This window comes from Streptomyces sp. NPDC058000 (genome assembly GCF_042886435.1).
GTDB lineage: Bacteria > Actinomycetota > Actinomycetes > Streptomycetales > Streptomycetaceae > Streptomyces.
Window position 1 is genome coordinate 161,818 of the sequence record NZ_JBHVQS010000005.1, and the last position, 16,435, is coordinate 178,252.

15 protein-coding genes are annotated in these 16,435 nt (G+C 71.7%); 11 read left to right on the forward strand and 4 right to left on the reverse strand.

All coding sequences use genetic code 11. The annotated features are described in order from the left end of the window. Positions 1 to 75 precede the first annotated feature (75 nt). The 3 genes from ACFVT2_RS08155 to ACFVT2_RS08165 form a co-directional block, all read right to left on the reverse strand. Positions 76 to 705: a TetR/AcrR family transcriptional regulator gene (locus tag ACFVT2_RS08155; RefSeq protein WP_390013603.1), complete on the reverse strand. Its 630-nt coding sequence runs from the start codon at positions 703 to 705 to the stop codon at positions 76 to 78. Positions 706 to 768: 63 nt separating this feature from the next. Further along, entirely contained in the window at positions 769 to 2,160 is a 1,392-nt protein-coding gene (locus tag ACFVT2_RS08160) for an amidase (RefSeq protein ID WP_390013606.1), read from the reverse strand. Beyond that, positions 2,147 to 2,362 (reverse strand): hypothetical protein, encoded by a 216-nt coding sequence (locus ACFVT2_RS08165; protein WP_390013875.1) that lies wholly within the window; start codon positions 2,360 to 2,362, stop codon positions 2,147 to 2,149. Before ACFVT2_RS08165 ends, ACFVT2_RS08160 begins: the two co-directional genes overlap by 14 nt. Positions 2,363 to 2,568: 206 nt before the next feature. On the opposite strand from ACFVT2_RS08165, the gene ACFVT2_RS08170 reads away from it, so the two are divergent. From ACFVT2_RS08170 to ACFVT2_RS08185, 4 genes are all read left to right on the forward strand, one after another. Beyond that, positions 2,569 to 3,516, forward strand: a complete 948-nt coding sequence (locus ACFVT2_RS08170) for an MBL fold metallo-hydrolase (protein WP_390013609.1) — start codon at positions 2,569 to 2,571, stop codon at positions 3,514 to 3,516. A 675-nt stretch (positions 3,517 to 4,191) separates the two neighbouring features. Next, a complete protein-coding gene (locus tag ACFVT2_RS08175; protein WP_390013611.1) occupies positions 4,192 to 5,190 on the forward strand; it encodes a carbohydrate kinase family protein in 999 nt (332 codons plus the stop codon). 54 nt (positions 5,191 to 5,244) lie between these two features. Next, entirely contained in the window at positions 5,245 to 7,395 is a 2,151-nt protein-coding gene (locus ACFVT2_RS08180) for a trehalose-6-phosphate synthase (RefSeq protein ID WP_390013614.1), read from the forward strand. 363 nt (positions 7,396 to 7,758) lie between these two features. After that, positions 7,759 to 8,292, forward strand: a complete 534-nt coding sequence (locus ACFVT2_RS08185) for a hypothetical protein (RefSeq protein WP_390013617.1) — start codon at positions 7,759 to 7,761, stop codon at positions 8,290 to 8,292. A gap of 191 nt (positions 8,293 to 8,483) precedes the next feature. Here the strand turns inward: ACFVT2_RS08185 and ACFVT2_RS08190 are convergent, their stop codons facing one another. Continuing rightward, a complete protein-coding gene (locus ACFVT2_RS08190) occupies positions 8,484 to 9,293 on the reverse strand; it encodes an AraC family transcriptional regulator (protein ID WP_390013620.1) in 810 nt (269 codons plus the stop codon). A 396-nt stretch (positions 9,294 to 9,689) separates the two neighbouring features. On the opposite strand from ACFVT2_RS08190, the gene ACFVT2_RS08195 reads away from it, so the two are divergent. From ACFVT2_RS08195 to ACFVT2_RS08225, 7 genes are all read left to right on the forward strand, one after another. Then, positions 9,690 to 10,175, forward strand: coding sequence for a DUF2000 family protein (locus ACFVT2_RS08195; RefSeq protein ID WP_390013623.1), 486 nt, complete (start codon positions 9,690 to 9,692; stop codon positions 10,173 to 10,175). Between the two features lie 507 nt (positions 10,176 to 10,682). Beyond that, positions 10,683 to 10,772 carry a K(+)-transporting ATPase subunit F gene (kdpF, locus tag ACFVT2_RS08200; RefSeq protein WP_100603742.1) on the forward strand — a complete coding sequence of 30 codons (90 nt, stop codon included), beginning with the start codon at positions 10,683 to 10,685 and terminating at the stop codon, positions 10,770 to 10,772. Between the two features lie 12 nt (positions 10,773 to 10,784). Next, positions 10,785 to 12,449 (forward strand): potassium-transporting ATPase subunit KdpA, encoded by a 1,665-nt coding sequence (gene kdpA, locus ACFVT2_RS08205; RefSeq protein WP_390013627.1) that lies wholly within the window; start codon positions 10,785 to 10,787, stop codon positions 12,447 to 12,449. Then, positions 12,449 to 14,578, forward strand: coding sequence for a potassium-transporting ATPase subunit KdpB (gene kdpB / locus ACFVT2_RS08210; RefSeq protein ID WP_390013630.1), 2,130 nt, complete (start codon positions 12,449 to 12,451; stop codon positions 14,576 to 14,578). Before kdpA ends, kdpB begins: the two co-directional genes overlap by 1 nt. Before the next feature lie 29 nt (positions 14,579 to 14,607). After that, complete coding sequence (gene kdpC / locus ACFVT2_RS08215) at positions 14,608 to 15,243, forward strand: potassium-transporting ATPase subunit KdpC (RefSeq protein WP_390013633.1); 636 nt, start codon at positions 14,608 to 14,610, stop codon at positions 15,241 to 15,243. Positions 15,244 to 15,376: 133 nt separating this feature from the next. Then, positions 15,377 to 16,174 (forward strand): COG4280 domain-containing protein, encoded by a 798-nt coding sequence (locus tag ACFVT2_RS08220; protein ID WP_390013636.1) that lies wholly within the window; start codon positions 15,377 to 15,379, stop codon positions 16,172 to 16,174. Then, complete coding sequence (locus tag ACFVT2_RS08225) at positions 16,171 to 16,401, forward strand: hypothetical protein (RefSeq protein ID WP_390013639.1); 231 nt, start codon at positions 16,171 to 16,173, stop codon at positions 16,399 to 16,401. Before ACFVT2_RS08220 ends, ACFVT2_RS08225 begins: the two co-directional genes overlap by 4 nt. The last annotated feature ends 34 nt before the right edge of the window (positions 16,402 to 16,435 follow it).

Below are 16,435 nucleotides of genomic sequence, written 5' to 3' on the forward strand. Positions count from 1 at the left end.
GCGCTGGACACGGTGGAGGAGGCGGGGCGGAACGGCGGGCCGGCGGCCCGCCGCCCCTCTCGGGGGCCCGGCGCGTCAGCGTCGGCCCGCACCTCGCGCCGGATCCTCTTCCGCGTCCCGCCCGTTGACCAGGGGCGATTCCGGTCGTGCGCCGTCGAGGAGCCCCGCCACCAGGCCGTGGGCGTAGGCGGCGTCGAGGGGGCTGGGCCGGAAGAGGATGCGGTACATCATGGGCGATACGACGTGGTCGATGACGGTTTCGACGTCGGGTGCCCGCTCGCCGCGTTCGGAGGCGCGGGCGAGGATGACGTCGACCTGGTCGGCCGCATAGGCCGAGCACTGACCGGCGTTGGTGCCGTCCGGGTCGCCGAGCAGTGCGTCACGGAGGTACGCGCGGCCGGGGGGCGAGGTCATCTCGTCGAGGAAGTGCTCGGCCCAGGTGGTCAGATCGGTGGTCAGATCGCCGTGGTTCTCCGGCGGCGCCTCCGGGCGCAGGCGCTCGACGGCCACATCGGACAGCAATTCCCGCAGATCGCCCCAGCGGCGGTAGATCGTCGACGGGGTGACACCGGCGCGGGCCGCGACCAGCGGCACCGTCAAGGCGTCGCGGCCCACCTCGGACTCCAGCTCGCGCACGGCGGTGTGCACAGCTTCCTGGACGCGGGCGCTGCGCCCGCCGGGACGCGCCATCGGCCTGGGACTCATGACACCATCCTAAAGCCTTAACGCAAAGCCGTTGCTTCTACCGGGAGTGGCAGGCACTCGACCTCAGGCCACCGGTGCGAGTGCGCGGGCGGGCGCGGACTGCTCGTAGGCATGGCCCACCCGCAGGAGCACGGGCTCCCCGAGGGGCCGCCCGAGAAGCTGCATGCCGATCGGCATGCCTGCCCGGTCGTGGCCCACCGGGACGGTCAGCGACGGCACTCCGGTGATGTTGGCGGGCGCGGAGAGGCGCACATAGGCGTCGGAGACGCTCTCCACCGTGCCGTCGGGCCAGGTGATCGTCTCCTCGCCGGCTGGTACGGCGACCGTGGGGACGGTCGGGGCGGCGATCACGTCCACCTCGTCGAGCAGCGGCCGCCATGCCTGGCGCATCAGCGTCCGGGCACGCTGGGCGCGTAGGTAGTCCCCGGCGGGCAGTAGTTCGCCGGCTTCCAGGAGGATCCGGACGTCGTCCGTGTAGCGGTCGGGGACCGTGCGCAGGGTGCGCTCGTGAGAGGCGGTGGCCTCGGGGACCATCAGGCCCCACTGCGTTGCCTGGATGTAGCGCGTCATGGGGATCTCGACCTCGACGAGCCGTGCGCCGAGGTCCGCGAGCCGGTCGATGGCGTGCCGGACCGCGGCCTCGACGTCCGGGGTGACCCGGTCGAAGTAGTAGTTGCCGGGGACGCCGACGCGCAGCCCCGTGAGGTCGGTTCCGCGTGGCGGTCGGTGGTCCGTGGGGTGGGCGGCCAGGGAGCCGGGGTCGCGCGGGTCGTGGCCGACCAAGGCGGACAGGACCAGGGCGGCGTCCTCGACGGTGCGGGTGAGGGGGCCGACGTGGTCCAGCGACCAGGACAGTGAGGTGACGCCGTGCCGGGGGACGAGGCCGTACGTGGGCTTCAGGCCGACGACTCCGTTCAGTGCGGCCGGTACCCGGATCGATCCACCGGTGTCGGTCCCCAGGGCGAAGCCGGCGGCTCCCGCGGCCACCGCGACGGCCGATCCGCCGCTGGAGCCGCCGGCGACCCGTCCCCCGTCCCAGGCGTTACGGGTCTGTGGGGTGGTCAGTCCGTAGGCGAACTCGTGGGTGTGGGTCTTGCCGACGAGCACCGCACCGGCCGCCGCCAGGCGGGCGGCGACCGTGCTGTCGGCGTCCGCGAGGTGGCCGGCGCGGACCCGGGAACTGGCCGTGGTCGCCACGCCGGCGGCATCGATCAGGTCCTTCAGGCCCATCGGGATGCCGTGCAGCGGCCCGCGGAAGTGACCGTCGGCGGTTTCGCGAGAGGCCGCGCGGGCGGACCGGCGGGCCCGTTCCGCGGTGACCGACACGTAGGCGCGCAGGTGCGGCTCGACCTGCGCGATGCGGTCGAGCACCGAGTCCACCAGCTCGACGGGCGACAGTCGCCGGGCGCGCAGCTCGTCGGCCGCGGCGGCCACGGAAAGCTCATACGGCTGCATCGGACTTCTCCTCCCCCACGCGGTACGCGGCGGCGGGCGGGGTGTCCCCGAAGTCCAGTTCGCGCAGGACCGCTACGACGGACTGGATGTGCTGGGCGGTGGCCGCCACGGCGGCGTGGCGGTCGGCCGGCAGGGGGAGTCCGGAGCGTGCGGCCCAGTGGGCCGCCTCCTGCGGAGTGAGTGCGGTGACGGGAAAAGGCATAGGCATGGGCGTCGTCTCCTGATCGGTGCCGGTGGTGGGGCACCGGCACCCCATCCACATCCAAACGCTAATTGTTTGCGTTAGACGACGATAGCCCCTACAGTCGACTTAACGCAAACAGATTGCTTTTAGTGTCCTGGTGGGCGCCCCGCCCCCACCAGCCCTGCCGCCCCCGACCACCGCGCCGGACGAAGGAACGATCACCGATGCCGATGTCCACCTCAGCCACCCAGGCAACCGACCCTGCCGCCACTCCCTCCTGGACCGTGGGTGACCTCACCGTCCACCGCATCGACGAGGTCCGCCTGCCGCCGGAGACCGGACCCTGGCTGCTGCCCGGCGCCACCCCGGACGTGATCGACCAACACGACTGGCTGCGACCCGACTTCGCGGACCCGGCTGGCGTGCTGCGCCTCGCCAGTCAGAGCTTCGCGCTCTCCGTCGGTGGCTTGCGCGTACTGGTCGACACCGGGATCGGCAACGGAAAGACCCGGGCGAACCCTGCCTGGCACGACCTACGGACCGACTACCTCCGGCGCCTCACGGCCGCGGGCTTCGCCCCGGACCGCGTCGACCTGGTGATCCTGACCCACCTCCACGCCGACCACGTCGGCTGGAACACCCAGGCACGCGAGGGCGCCTGGGTCCCCACCTTCCCTCACGCCCGTTATGCGGTCTCCCGGATCGAGCGGGAGTTCTGGGCCGGGTACACCATGGACGAGCCGCGTCGGCAGATGTTCCGCGACTCGGTGCACCCGATCGAGGACGCCGGGCTGCTCGACCTCGTGGACGTGCCCTCCCAGGGGGCCGACATCGCCCCCGGCCTGCGGCTGGTCCCGACCCCCGGACACACCCCGGGCCACCTCGCCGTCGAGGTCAGCAGCCGTGGCGCCACCGCGCTGATCACCGGCGACTGCCTCCACCACCCCGTCCAACTCGCCCACCCTGCGCTCGGCAGCTGCGTCGACATCGACCCCGGCCAGGCCCAAGCCACCCGCCGATCGCTGCTCTCCACTCTCGCCGACCGCGAAACCCTCCTCCTGGGCACCCACTTCCCTCCGCCCACCGCCGGCCGCGTGATCGCCGACGGCGATGCCTATCGACTGGCCCCCGTCCCCGCAGACACCTCGGCCCCCGCGCACGGAGCACCGTGACCGTCACGCACGGAGCACCGTGACCGTCACGTGCGGCTCGATGAGAGGCCGTGAGGCTGGGCCCGCCGCCGGGCGACGTGATCACATCGCACTCGCCGACAAGGCCCCGGCGGCGCCGACCGGTTCGCCGTCATAGAGGTGGGTCGGTGCCTGCATCACGCGGTTGGCCGGCGGTAGTTGCGGGTCACGGCTATGGGGCTCCCCTCACCTCGGCACTGTCCTGGGGCCACCGCCTCGGATCGGCCAGCGTGCTGCGCGAAGTGATGTCTGCACGGGGCAGTGTCTGCATGGAGCGGTGTCCGCGCGGGGCTGCGTCCGCATGGAGCGATGTCTGCGCGGGGCGGTGGCCGCACGAGGCGGTGGCCTGGAAGAGCATCTGGGCCACCGCCCCGATCCCTGCGCACGGGACCGCTCCCGGGCGCGGGACTGCGCGCCGACATCACCGGTGGAGGGCCTTCCTGGCGGCGCCCTCGACCCGCTCGACCTTGGCGGTCATCCTCTGGTTGGCGGTCGCGGGTCTGCCCCTCCCTGCATGGAGTGTTTCCGTGACGGAAGATCGCCTCCCCGGGTGCCACCCGCAAAAACACCCGGATCTGCCGTCGTCGACGACGACTTTCGGACATTGCCGTTGCATTGGTGAACTCCCGCACCGGGCGTCCGCTTACAGTTCCCCGCATGGCTCACGCGCAGGGCGTTCCGCAGGCGCCCCGACACGACACGCCACTGGCGGACCCGCGGGGCGCGCGGGGTGATCTGACTGCACGCCGGACTGGGTCTTCGGTGCTGGTCGTCGGGGCATATTCGGTGGACCTGGTGTTCCGGGAGCTGGCCGGACCGGTCGCGTTCGGCTCCGAGGTGTGGGCCGGCGGACTGGGCATGGTGCCCGGCGGCGCGTTCACCCTGGCGATGGGTCTGCGACGACTGGGCCGCGACGTGGTGTGGGCGGCCGACTTCGGCTCCGATGTCTTCAGCCGTGAGGTCCTCACCGCGGCGCGCGCCGAAGGCATGGCCGAAGCCGGGTTCCGGCATCATGCGCAGCCCGTACGGAATGTGACGGTCGCGCTGTCCGGCCCCCGGGACCGGGCGATGATCGCGTACGAGGACCCGATCGCCGTGCGCCCGCTGGAAGAGCTGATCGAAACCCACCGTCCCGCCGTGGTGATGTTGCCGTACCTCCAGTTCGGGCCGGAGGTGTCGGCTGCGCTCGATGTGGCTGCCCGGCACGGGGCCGAGGTGTTCATGGACTGTCAGGACTATCCCGGCCACCTCGGGATGCCCGACGTGGCCAAGGCGCTCTCCCAGGTGCAGGTGTTCGCGCCCAATGAAGTCGAGGCATTGCGGATCACCGGGGCGAACAGCGTGGTGGAGGCGCTGGAGGTCCTGGCCGACGTGGTGCCCGTTGCGGTCATCAAGCGGGGCGGCGACGGTGCGGTCGCCGCCGAGGGCGGTCGGCGTGCCGAACGGGCGGCGCTGCCGGTACCGGTGGTGGACACCACCGGAGCCGGTGACTGTTTCAACGTGGGCTTCCTGCACGAGCGGCTGGCGGGCGGATCGCTCGACGCCTGCCTGGCCGCGGGTGTGGTCTGCGGTGCGGCCGCGGTCACCGGTCCCGGGTCCAGCGCCGCGCTGGACTCCGCCGGGCTACGGACCTGGCTCGCCCGCCTCCCGGCCTGAACCGACGGCACGTCAGACGGCTCAGTTGCAGTGCACCGGCGGCGAAGGAGCGAGATGCCCGAACGAGCGTGGGACGACACGGTGATGGCACAACCACCCAGCCAGGACGTGCGGGTCCTGGTGACCGATCTGGACGGCACGCTGCTCGGCGGCGACCGGGCCGCGCGGCAGCGACTGCGCCGGGCCCTGGACCGGCACCCGGAGATCACCGTCGTCTTCGCCACCGGCCGCGGCCTGCCCTCGGTCCGGACCCGCCTCGCCCGCGACCCGCTGCTCCCCGCCCCACGCTGGATCATCGCGGACGTCGGCGCCAGCATCATCGATGCCTCCGGAATGACCCACGTCGACGTGCTGGAAGCGGAACTCCGCGCCGGGTGGCCCGGCGCGGAACGCGTCCGGGCGGCCCTCCGCCGCTTCCCCGAACTCGTCCACCAGGACGGAGTGCCGCAGGACGGCCGCTGCTCCTTCTTCCTGGCCCCCGAGCACCTGTCCGCCGAGATCACCGGGGCGGTGGAACGGTTGGGCTGCTCCTGGTCGTACTCCGCCGGACGCTACTTCGACGTGCTGCCGCCCCACGCCGGCAAGGGCCAGGCCGTGCAGCGACTGGCGGACAAGGTGCAGTGGCCGGTCTCCGGTCTGCTGGTGGCCGGTGACTCGCTCAACGACCTGTCGCTCTTCCGCCTCGGCGCGCACGGCGTGATCATGGGCAACGCCGAACCCGCGCTCCCGGCGCAGGTGCCCGACAGCGATCTGGTCCACCGACCCGCGCTGGACGGCGCGGCGGCGATCCTGGACGCCCTGGAACGCCTGGGCTGGGTGCGGCGCACCACACCGGTGGTCATCGGCTACCACCGCCCGCCGGTGCACTGGTCGCGGGGGCAGTGGCGCCAGCCCGTGAGCCCGAACGGGATCCTGCCCACGCTGACCTCCGTCCTCGGCGACGACACCACCGACCTGGACGCGACGTGGGCCGCCGCCCTCGTGGAGGAAGAGCCCGCGGCCCGCCCCACCGCGCCCACCACGGGACTTCCGCTCGCCCTGCTTCCCGTGACGTCCGAACGGTGGGCCGGCTACTTCCACGGTGCCTGCAAGGAAACGCTGTGGCCGGCGCTGATGTCCCAACCCCACCTCATCCGCCGTTCGCCGTCCCATTGGTCCCACTACGAAGCGGTCAATGCCGCCTTCGCCCACCACATCGGCGCGCACGCCGAGCGCGGCGCGACGGTGTGGCTGCACGACTACAACCTCTGGCTCGTCCCCGGCATCCTCAAAGCGCAACGGCCGGACCTGCGCATCGGCCTGTTCCACCACACCCCTTTTCCGTCCCCGGACGTCTTCCGACGCCTCCCGGACGCCGAGCAGTTGCGCCGGTCCCTCGCCGGACTGGACTGGGCGGGCTTCCACACCACCGCCTTCGCCCACAACTTCCAACAACTGCTCGGGGGACCGCGCCACGCCCCGCGCACCGGCGTCCACCCGTTGGGCATCGACCACGAGACCGTCTCCGCCCTGGCCCGGGACCGGGATCGAACCCGCGCCCGTGCGGCGGACCGCACCGCCGGTGCGCCTCCCCTGCTGGTCCTGTCCGTTGAGCGCCTGGATTACGCCAAGGCACCCGTCCACAAGGTCCGTGCCATCGACGCACTCCTGGCACGGGAACCGCAGTTACGGGAGCGGTTGCGCTTCCGCCTGGTGTGCCCGCCCCCCGAACCGGGCATCCGCGCCTACGACGCCACCCGAACCGCCCTCGAAACGGCCGTTGCCACCGTCAACAACCGCTGGCACACCGAAAGTTGGGAGCCGGTCGACTACCTCCCGTACGCGCTGCCGTTCCCCCAGGTGGTCGACCAGTACCTGGCGGCTGACGTGTTCTGGGTGACCTCCGTGGCAGACGGCATGAACCTCGCCGCCAAGGAATACGTCACCGCCCGGGCCGCCACCGGCCGGCCAGGCGTCCTCGTCCTGTCCTGTCACACCGGCGCCGCCGAACAACTCGCCTCCGCGGCCCTCCTCACCGACCCCCACTCCCCCCAGGACCTCGTCGACACGCTGTACCGGGCGCTGACCATGCCCGCCGCCCAACGCGCAGCCCATACCGCCGACCTGGCCGCGCTCCTAGGCACCCGATCCCCCGCCGACTGGGCCCGCACCATCCTCGCGGAGATCCGCGGCGTGACCGGTGCGGTGACTGACGACGCAAGGTGAGTCGGTTCACGGCCCGTGACGCGTGACCCGTGACTCGTGACTCGCCACGGGTCACGCGTCACGCATCACGGATCACGGGTGCCTTCGCCAAGGTCCCGCTTCAAGGGCCGAGCCGCCCACTACCCGCTGGCCGCACCGCACCGCACCGCACCAAGTCACCGGCATCATCGACTGGGACATCGCCGACCCGTCCGGCTCGCCCGATTGCGCCTGCTCGCCCGCACGTACGGACCCGGCATCCCCCCTGCCCAACTCCTCGACCGTCCGTCGGACGCCCTCCGGGTAGCCGGGGCGGTGGCGTTCGCGGAGCCTTTGGACGCCGCACCCCTCGTCCGTGACGGAGGTGCGCTATAGGGTGCCGGCATGTCCAAATCGGGGGTGGGTTTTCTTGCGTGTTTCGGCCTCGGCTGGTGGGTGTTGGGTACCAGTGCGTTCGACGGTGTCGTGCGGCTGGTCTTGATCGTGGGCGGTTGTCTGGTGCCGGTGGGGCTGCTGCTCACCGCCCGGTGGTTGCTTCCCGCGACGGATGGGGGCTCCTTCCCCGCGGACCGCCGGCGTCGCTTCCGGCAGGTCAACGTCGTCCAGTGGCTGCTGATCGCCGCCGTTGTCGTGGGGTGTCTGCGCATCGGGGTGCCGGTGCTGGTGGGTCCGCTGGTCGCGGTGGTCGTGGGGCTCCATTTCCTGCCGCTGGTGGCGGTGTTCGAGCAGCCGCGGTTGCGCGTGCCGGCGGCCCTGTTGGTCGCGGCCGGGGCGGCGGGCGGCGCCGTGTGGTGCGCGCACGGGTCGGATGCGACGGTTCGTCTGGTGGTGGGCCTGATGTGCGCGCTCTCGCTGTGGGGTGTGGCTGCCTGGACGCTCGCCGCTACATCGGCTGCCGGACGAGCGGTCACGGAGTGACGGGCGCCTCCGATCCGCTCGCCCCTCCGCACTTCCGCAACCACCCACCGGCACCGCGATGAGCGCCGATCCGGTGGTGGATGCCGCGCCGCGGACGACACGAAAGAACGCGGCCCGGGCGGGCCGTCGCACGGTGCCTGGCGTGACGTGGTGTGGCGTACTTCAGCATGCGCCCGCGGCGTCGCCCGTGGTCAGTTGCCGCGGGTGCGGTCCGCGCGGGCGTAGCGTCCCGGCGTGACGCCCAGGATCCGCTTGAAGTGCCGGGTCAGATGCGACTGGTCGTAGAAGCCGGTCTCGGCGGCCACGGCGGTCGGCGGCCGGCCGTCGAGCAGCAGCCGGCGCGCGTGCTCGACCCGGCGGGCCATCACGTACTGGTGCGGGGCGATGCCGAACGCGGCACCGAACGCCCGCACCAGGTGCGTGGGATGGGCGTGCAGCAGCCCGGCGGCCTCGTCCAGGGTCACCCCTTGCCGCAGCCGGTCGTCGAGGAGTTCCCGCAAGGTGTGAGCCACCCCCCGGGCCGGCTGGCGGGGAGGGTCGGCGAGCCGGGGCCGCAGGTGGCTGCGCAGGTGCTCGCCGATCAGGGCGAGCCGGCTCTCGGCCTCCAACTCGTCGCCGCGGTGGGCCAGTGCGGCGTGCAACTGTCCGACACGGCGGCGCAGGAGCGGGTCGGCCAGGTCCGGGCCGTCCACCGCGGGACCGATGTAGCTCTCGTCCAGCTGGGACAGGTCCAGGTAGAGCACGCGTTTGCGGAATCCTCGCGCGGTGGTGGGTGAGCCGTTGTGCGGGACGTGCGGCGGGAGCAGGGAGACAGTGTCGTGCGGGGTGCCGCGCTCGTGACGGTTCAGGTCATAGCGGACGGCGCCGTCGTCCACGATCAGCAGGGTCCACACGTCGTGCACGTGCATCGGGTAGGTGTGCTCGGTGAAATGGGCGTGGAAGACCTCCACGACTCCCGGCACCTGCGGGCGCCACGCGGAAACCTGCTGCTGGGCGACCATCAGGACCTGGCCAGGTGACGCCCTGCCGGGGCGGGGTGGGGAATGGTTTCGCCGGACCGGTCTGACCTCGACTCACCGCACGGATCTGCACTGTTCACCTGTATCACCTTGCCAACCTTGCCACCGGACTGGACCTGTTGCGTGTCTGAAGAGGGTGCTGCCCGCGAGATCGCAGACCCACGCGAAGATCCAGCGGCAACGCCTCAACCTCCACCACAAGGCCGCGAACGATCTGATCCGCGACCACAACGTGATCGGGGGCTGCCACGGAGGCCGGGCCGAACCACAGCATCCTGGATGCGGGTTGTGGGTTGGGGGTCGTGGCCCGGCTGGTCCGCTGCGCGGAGGCATGGCCGCCAACGCAGAAAGCCCGCGACTTGAGTGGCGGGGGGAGGCATGCAAAGAACGTACAAGACGGCGCGGCGGACCGGTCGGCAGCCTGGGGCCATGACACCAACCGAACAGGCCCCCGTACGTTTCGACACCAAGATCGCCGTGCTGTTGCGGGACGACCTGGAACCCTGGCAGCGACTGAACGTGACCGCTTTCCTGGTCAGCGGTCTGGGCACAGAGCTGCCCGAGGTGATCGGCGAGCCGTACGCCGACGCCGACGGCACCCCGTACCTGCCGATGTTCCGTCAGCCCGTCCTGGTCTTCGAGGCCGGCAAGGAGACGCTGACCGCGGCGCACGGCCGCGCGCTGCACCGCGCCCTCCCCCGGTCGGTCTTCACCTCCGACCTCTTCGCCACCGGAAACGACCGGGACAACCGCGCGGCGGTGCGGGCCGTGCCGGGGAACCAGCTCGATCTGGTGGGCCTGGCCGTGTACGGGCCACGGAACGCGGTCGACAAGGTGATCAAGGGTGCCCGGATGCATCCGTGAGCCGGTTCGGCCGGTGGCGGTCCCGGTGGCGGTCGGGCGTGGATGCGTATCGGACGCTCGATGACGCCCGAACTGCCCGACGCCGCGACACCGAACAACTGGTGGCGTGAGGTACTGGACGGCGATCAGAGAGCTCTCGACGGGCGTGGTCCGCACTCCGCGCTGCCGTCGGACGGTTTCGCACCGCACTCGGCAGTTCTGCTGTCCGGGCGGGCAGCGCGGGCACGGTGGACGGGTCGCTGTGGGCGTCCGGCAAGGGAGCCGCGTATGTGGTGGCGCTCCGTCTCACCGGTTCCGTGCTCGGTAGCCCGCGGCGCGGCAAGCGGACCCCGCCATTGATCTGATATATCGTCAGAAATGCTCATACACCCACACATCCGGACGGGTCGGGCGTCCCGTCCCCGAAGACCTGCGGAGTGCCACACCCATGTCGGACGTTGTCTACGTCGGCCTGACGGCCGTGGTGTTCGCCGTCATCGGCCTGGCCGCCAAGGGGGTCGGTCGCCGGTGAACGTGGAGAACATCGTCGGTCTGATCGTCGCCGGCGCGCTGGTGATCTACCTCATCCTCTGCCTGATCTTTCCGGAGAAGTTCTAGGGGAGGGCGCGCATGGGCGACACGGCGGCCGGTTGGCTCCAAGTGACGGCCCTGCTGGTGGCGCTGGCGCTTTCCCACCGCCCGTTGGGCGACCATCTGGCACGCGTCCTGACCACCGAGCGCCACTGGCGGGTGGAGCGCCTGGTCTACCGGGTGGGTGGGGTGAACGGGGACGTCGACCAGCGGTGGCCGGCCTACCTGCGCGGCCTCCTGGCCTTCTCCCTGGTGTCGGTGCTGTTCCTGTACGCGTTCCTGCGCCTACAGGACCGACTCCTGCTCTCCCTGGGCCGGAAGCCGGTCCCGGCGGACCTGGCGTTCAACACCGCGGCGTCGTTCGTCACCAACACCGACTGGCAGGCGTACTCCGGTGAGGCGGCGATGGGGCACCTCGTGCAGATGGCGGGGCTGGCCGTGCAGAACTTCGTCTCCGCTGCGGTGGGCATCGCCGTGGCGGCCACGCTGATCCGCGGCTTCACCCGGAAGCGGACCGACCGCGTCGGGAACTTCTGGGCGGATCTGACCCGGCTGGTGCTGCGCGTGTTGCTGCCGGTCGCCTTCGTCTTCGCGCTGGTGCTGGTGGCCGCCGGCGTCATCCAGAACTTCCACGGCGCCCACGACATCGCCACCGTCGCCGGCGGCCACCAGAGCCTGCCGGGCGGGCCGGTCGCCTCGCAGGAGACGATCAAGGAGCTGGGCACCAACGGCGGCGGCTTCTTCAACGCCAACTCCGCCCACCCCTTCGAGAATCCCAGCGGACTGACCAACCTGATCGAGATCTACCTGATGCTGGTGATCCCGTTCGCGCTGCCGCGGGCCTTCGGCACGATGGTCGGCGACCACCGCCAGGGCTATGCGATCGTCACCGTGATGGTGGTGCTCTGGGTCGCCTCGGTCGCCCTGGTGACCGCAAACGAACTCCACCGCACCAGCAGCCCGGCCGGCCACGCGGCCGGGGCGATGTCGGAGGGCAAGGAGACCCGGTTCGGCATCTGGGCCTCGGCGCTGTTCGCGGTCTCCACCACCCTCACGTCCTGCGGCGCGGCCAACTCCGCCCACGACTCGTACACCCCGGGCGGCGGCGGCATGACGCTCTTCAACATGATGCTGGGCGAGATCGCGCCCGGCGGCACCGGGTCCGGGCTCTACGGGATTCTGATCCTGGCGGTGGTCGCGGTCTTCGTCGCCGGGCTGATGGTCGGCCGCACCCCGGAGTACCTGGGCAAGAAGCTGCGTGGCCGAGAGATGCGGTACGCCTCGCTCTACCTCCTGACCACGCCCGCGCTCGTCCTGGTCGGCGCGGGTCTGGCCATGGCGTTCCCCGGTGAGCGGGCGGCCATGCTCAACCCGGGGGCGCACGGCTTCTCCGAGGTGCTGTACGCGCTGGCCTCGGCGGCCAACAACAACGGGTCGGCGTTCGCCGGACTGAGCGCCGACACCGTCTGGTACAATACGGTCCTCGGTGTGGTGATGCTCCTGGGCCGGTTCCTGCCGATGGTGTTCGTCCTGGCGCTGGCCGGTTCGCTCGCCGGACAGCAGCCGGTGCCGGTCACCGCGGGCACCCTGCCCACCCACCGGCCGCAGTTCGTCGGCCTGCTGACCGGCGTGACCCTGATCGTCGTCGGTCTGACGTACTTCCCGGCGCTGGCGCTGGGTCCCCTCGCGGAGGGTCTGCGCTGATGTCCTCGACCGCCGCCGCCTCCGCCGACCCGCCGGGTGGCGACCGTCGGCCGCAGCGGGTCGCGGGCGCGCTGCTCGATCCCCGGCAACTGGTGCGGTCCCTGCCCGCTGCGCTTCGGAAGCTGGATCCGCGGGTGATGTTCCACAGCCCGGTGATGTTCGTGGTGGAGGTCGGCGCCGCGCTGACCACGCTGTCGGCGATCCGGACGCCCAGCGTCTTCGCCTGGGCGATCACGGCCTGGCTGTGGCTAACGGCGGTCTTCGCCAACCTCGCCGAGGCGGTGGCGGAGGGCCGCGGCAAAGCCCAGGCGGCGGCGCTGCGCCGCACCAAGACCAGTACGACGGCGCGGCGGCTCACCGGCTGGCGGCCCGGCGCGGCCGACCTCGACGAGGTGGAAGTGGCCGGCACCGACCTGCGGTTGGGCGACTTTGTGGTCGTCGAGGCGGGGCAGCTCATTCCGGGCGACGGCGATGTGGTGGAGGGCATCGCGAGCGTCGACGAATCGGCCATCACCGGTGAATCGGCGCCGGTGATCCGTGAGTCGGGCGGGGACCGGTCGGCGGTCACCGGCGGCACGAAGGTGCTCTCGGACCGGATCGTGGTCAAGATCACCGCCAAACCCGGGGAGACCTTCATCGACCGGATGATCGCCCTGGTGGAGGGGGCGGCGCGGCAGAAGACCCCGAACGAGATCGCGCTCACCATCCTGCTCGCGTCCCTGACGATCGTCTTCCTGGTCGCCGTGGTGACCCTCCAGCCGTTCGCGGTCTTCGCCGGTGCCGAGCAGACCCTCGTCATCCTCGTGGCCCTGGTCGTGGCGCTCATCCCCACCACGATCGGCGCACTGCTCCCCGCCATCGGCATCGCCGGCATGGACCGGCTCGTCCAGCGCAACGTGCTGGCGATGTCGGGGCGCGCGGTGGAGGCCGCGGGTGACGTCAACACCCTGCTGCTGGACAAGACCGGCACCATCACCCTCGGCAACCGCCAGGCCGCCGCGTTCCTGCCGGTGCCCGGAGTGGGCGTCGAGGAACTCGCCGATGCCGCCCAGTTGTCCTCCATCGCCGACGAGACCCCCGAGGGCCGCTCGATCGTCGTCCTCGCCAAGCAGCAGTACGCGCTGCGCGGCCGGGAGGAGGGCGAACTGGACGGGGCCGCGTTCGTCCCGTTCACCGCGCAGAGCCGGATGAGCGGTGTCGATCTCGACGACCCGCAGGGGCGCCGGTCGCTGCGCAAGGGCGCGGCGACCGCGGTGATGCGCTGGGTCCGCGACAACGGCGGGCACCCCACCGCGGACGTCGGGCACCTCGTCGACGGCATCTCCGCGAGCGGTGGAACCCCGCTGGTCGTCGGCCAGGTGACCCGGCGCGGGGGCACGCCGGACGCCCGGGTGCTCGGCGTGGTCCACCTCAAGGACGTCGTCAAGGAGGGTATGCACGACCGGTTCGACCGGCTGCGCCGGATGGGCATCAGGACCGTCATGATCACCGGCGACAATCCGCTCACCGCCCACGCCATCGCCCAGGAGGCGGGCGTCGACGACTTCCTCGCCGAGGCCGCCCCCGAGGACAAGTTGGCGCTGATCCGGCGCGAGCAGGAGGGCGGGAAGCTGGTCGCGATGACCGGCGACGGGACGAACGACGCCCCGGCACTGGCCCAGGCCGACGTGGGCGTGGCGATGAACACCGGCACCTCCGCCGCCAAGGAGGCCGGGAACATGGTCGACCTCGACTCCAACCCGACCAAACTCATCGAGATCGTCGAGATCGGCAAGCAACTCCTCATCACCCGGGGCGCGTTGACCACCTTCTCGCTCGCCAACGACGTCGCCAAGTATTTCGCGATCATCCCCGCGATGTTCGCGAGCGGCTATCCGGGCCTGGACCGGCTCAACATCATGCGGCTGCACAGCCCGGCGTCGGCGATCACCTCCGCGATCGTCTTCAACGCGCTGATCATCGTCGCGCTGATCCCGCTCGCGCTGCGCGGGGTGCGCTACCGCCCGTCCTCCGCCGCCGAACTCCTCGGCCGCAACATCTGGATCTACGGCCTCGGCGGCCTCGTCCTGCCGTTCCTCGGCATCAAACTGCTCGACCTCGTCATCCAGTTCATCCCCGGCCTGCGCTGACGGACCGGCGACGAGAGGAGAACGGATCCATGGCGCGCACCCCCCTTCCGCGCGTACTCCGCCACCATCTGGCGGCCCTGCGGATGCTGCTGGTGTTCACCGCGCTCACCGGCATCGGCTACCCCCTCCTCGTCACCGGCATCGCGCAGGCCGGACTCGCCGACCGGGCCAACGGCTCACTGCTGACGGCGCACGGCAGAGCGGTGGGCTCGCGCCTGATCGGCCAGGACTTCACCCTCCGCCGGCGGAATCCACGCGCTCCGCTGCCCGACCCCCGCTGGTTCCAGCCCCGGCCCTCCGCCGGCGGTTACGACCCCGGCAACTCCGGCGCCAGCAATCTCGGTCCGACCAATCCCGTGCTCACCGCGACCGTCCGGGCCCGTCGCGCCGCGGTCGCCGCGTTCGACGGCGTGCCCCCGGCGGCCGTTCCCGCGGACGCCGTCACGGGCAGCGGTTCCGGCCTGGACCCGGCGATCTCCCCGGCCTACGCCTACCAGCAGGTCCGGCGGGTGGCGCGGGCCCGCCGGCTCTCCGCCACCATGGTCCGGCGCCTGGTCTCCCGTCACCTCCACGGGCGCGACCTGGGCTTTCTGGGCCAGCCGTACGTCAACGTCGTGGAGCTCGACCAGGCCCTGGCTGACGCGGCCGGTCCGGGCCGGCTTTGACGCGGTCTTGACGAGGCGGTCGGGGTACGTGTCCAGGCGGTGGGCGCGCCACGCTGGGCGGGGCGGACCACTGCGGTGCGCGGCGGTGTCCGGCATGCTGGGCCGGCACCGTCGCGTGGGAGGAGGCGCCTGGATGGGCGCGACGTACGGACTGGTGGCGGCGGTCTTCCTGGCCTCGGTGGTCGAGGCCGTGGAGGCGCTGACCATCGTCATGGCGATGGGCATGACCCGGGGTTGGAAGTCCGCCTGGGCCGGCACGGCGGCGGCCGTCGCGGCCCTCGCGGCCTTCACCGCCGCGGCGGGCTACGCGCTGGCCACCTGGCTGCCCAAGGCCGCACTACAGCTGACCGTCGGCACCCTGCTGCTGGTCTTCGGACTGCAATGGCTGCGCAAGGCGATCCGCCGCGGCGCCGGGCTCACCGCACGACACGACGAAGCGGCCGCCTTCGCCGAGCAGACCTCCGCGGCCCGCGGCGCCGGACGGGCCACCCGCCTCGGCCTGGACTGGTTCGCCTTCACGGTCTCCCTCAAAGGTGTCTTCCTGGAGGGAGTGGAGATCGTCTTCATCGTGATCACCTTCGGGACCAGCGCCCACAACGTGCCGGTGGCGGCCGGCACCGCGGTCGTCGCGGCGGTCTGCGTGGCGGTCGCCGGATTCCTCGCCCATCGACCGCTGTCCCGGATCCCGGAGAACACCCTCAAGTACGGCGTCGGGCTGCTGTTGGCCGGTTTCGGCACCTACTGGGCGGTGGCAGGACTCGGCGCCTTCACGCCCGACGGGGCGAGCATCGTGTGGTTCGGCCACGACTGGGCGATCCCCGTGCTGATCGCGGCCTGGTTCGCCGTCAGCCGCCTGCTGATCCGGGTCGCGCCCGCCGTCGCCCGACGCCCCGACCCCACTCCGCCGAACGAGATCGAGGGAACGCCGTGAACGTCCTGACCCTCGCCAAGGGCTTCGCCCGCTTCTGGTACGCCTTCCTCGTCGGCGATGACTGGAAGATCGCCGTGTCCGTGGTGACGGTCCTGCTGGTCGGCCTGATCGCGGTGCTCGCCGGCGCCGCCCCCGGCGGGCTGCTGGCCGCGCTGCTCGGCCTGCTGCTGATGGCCGGCTTCGCCGTCGCGCTGCTCCTCGACGTGGGCCGCAGCAACTGTCCTTGACGGTGCGTCACCAACGGCGGCCCTCCAACGTGCC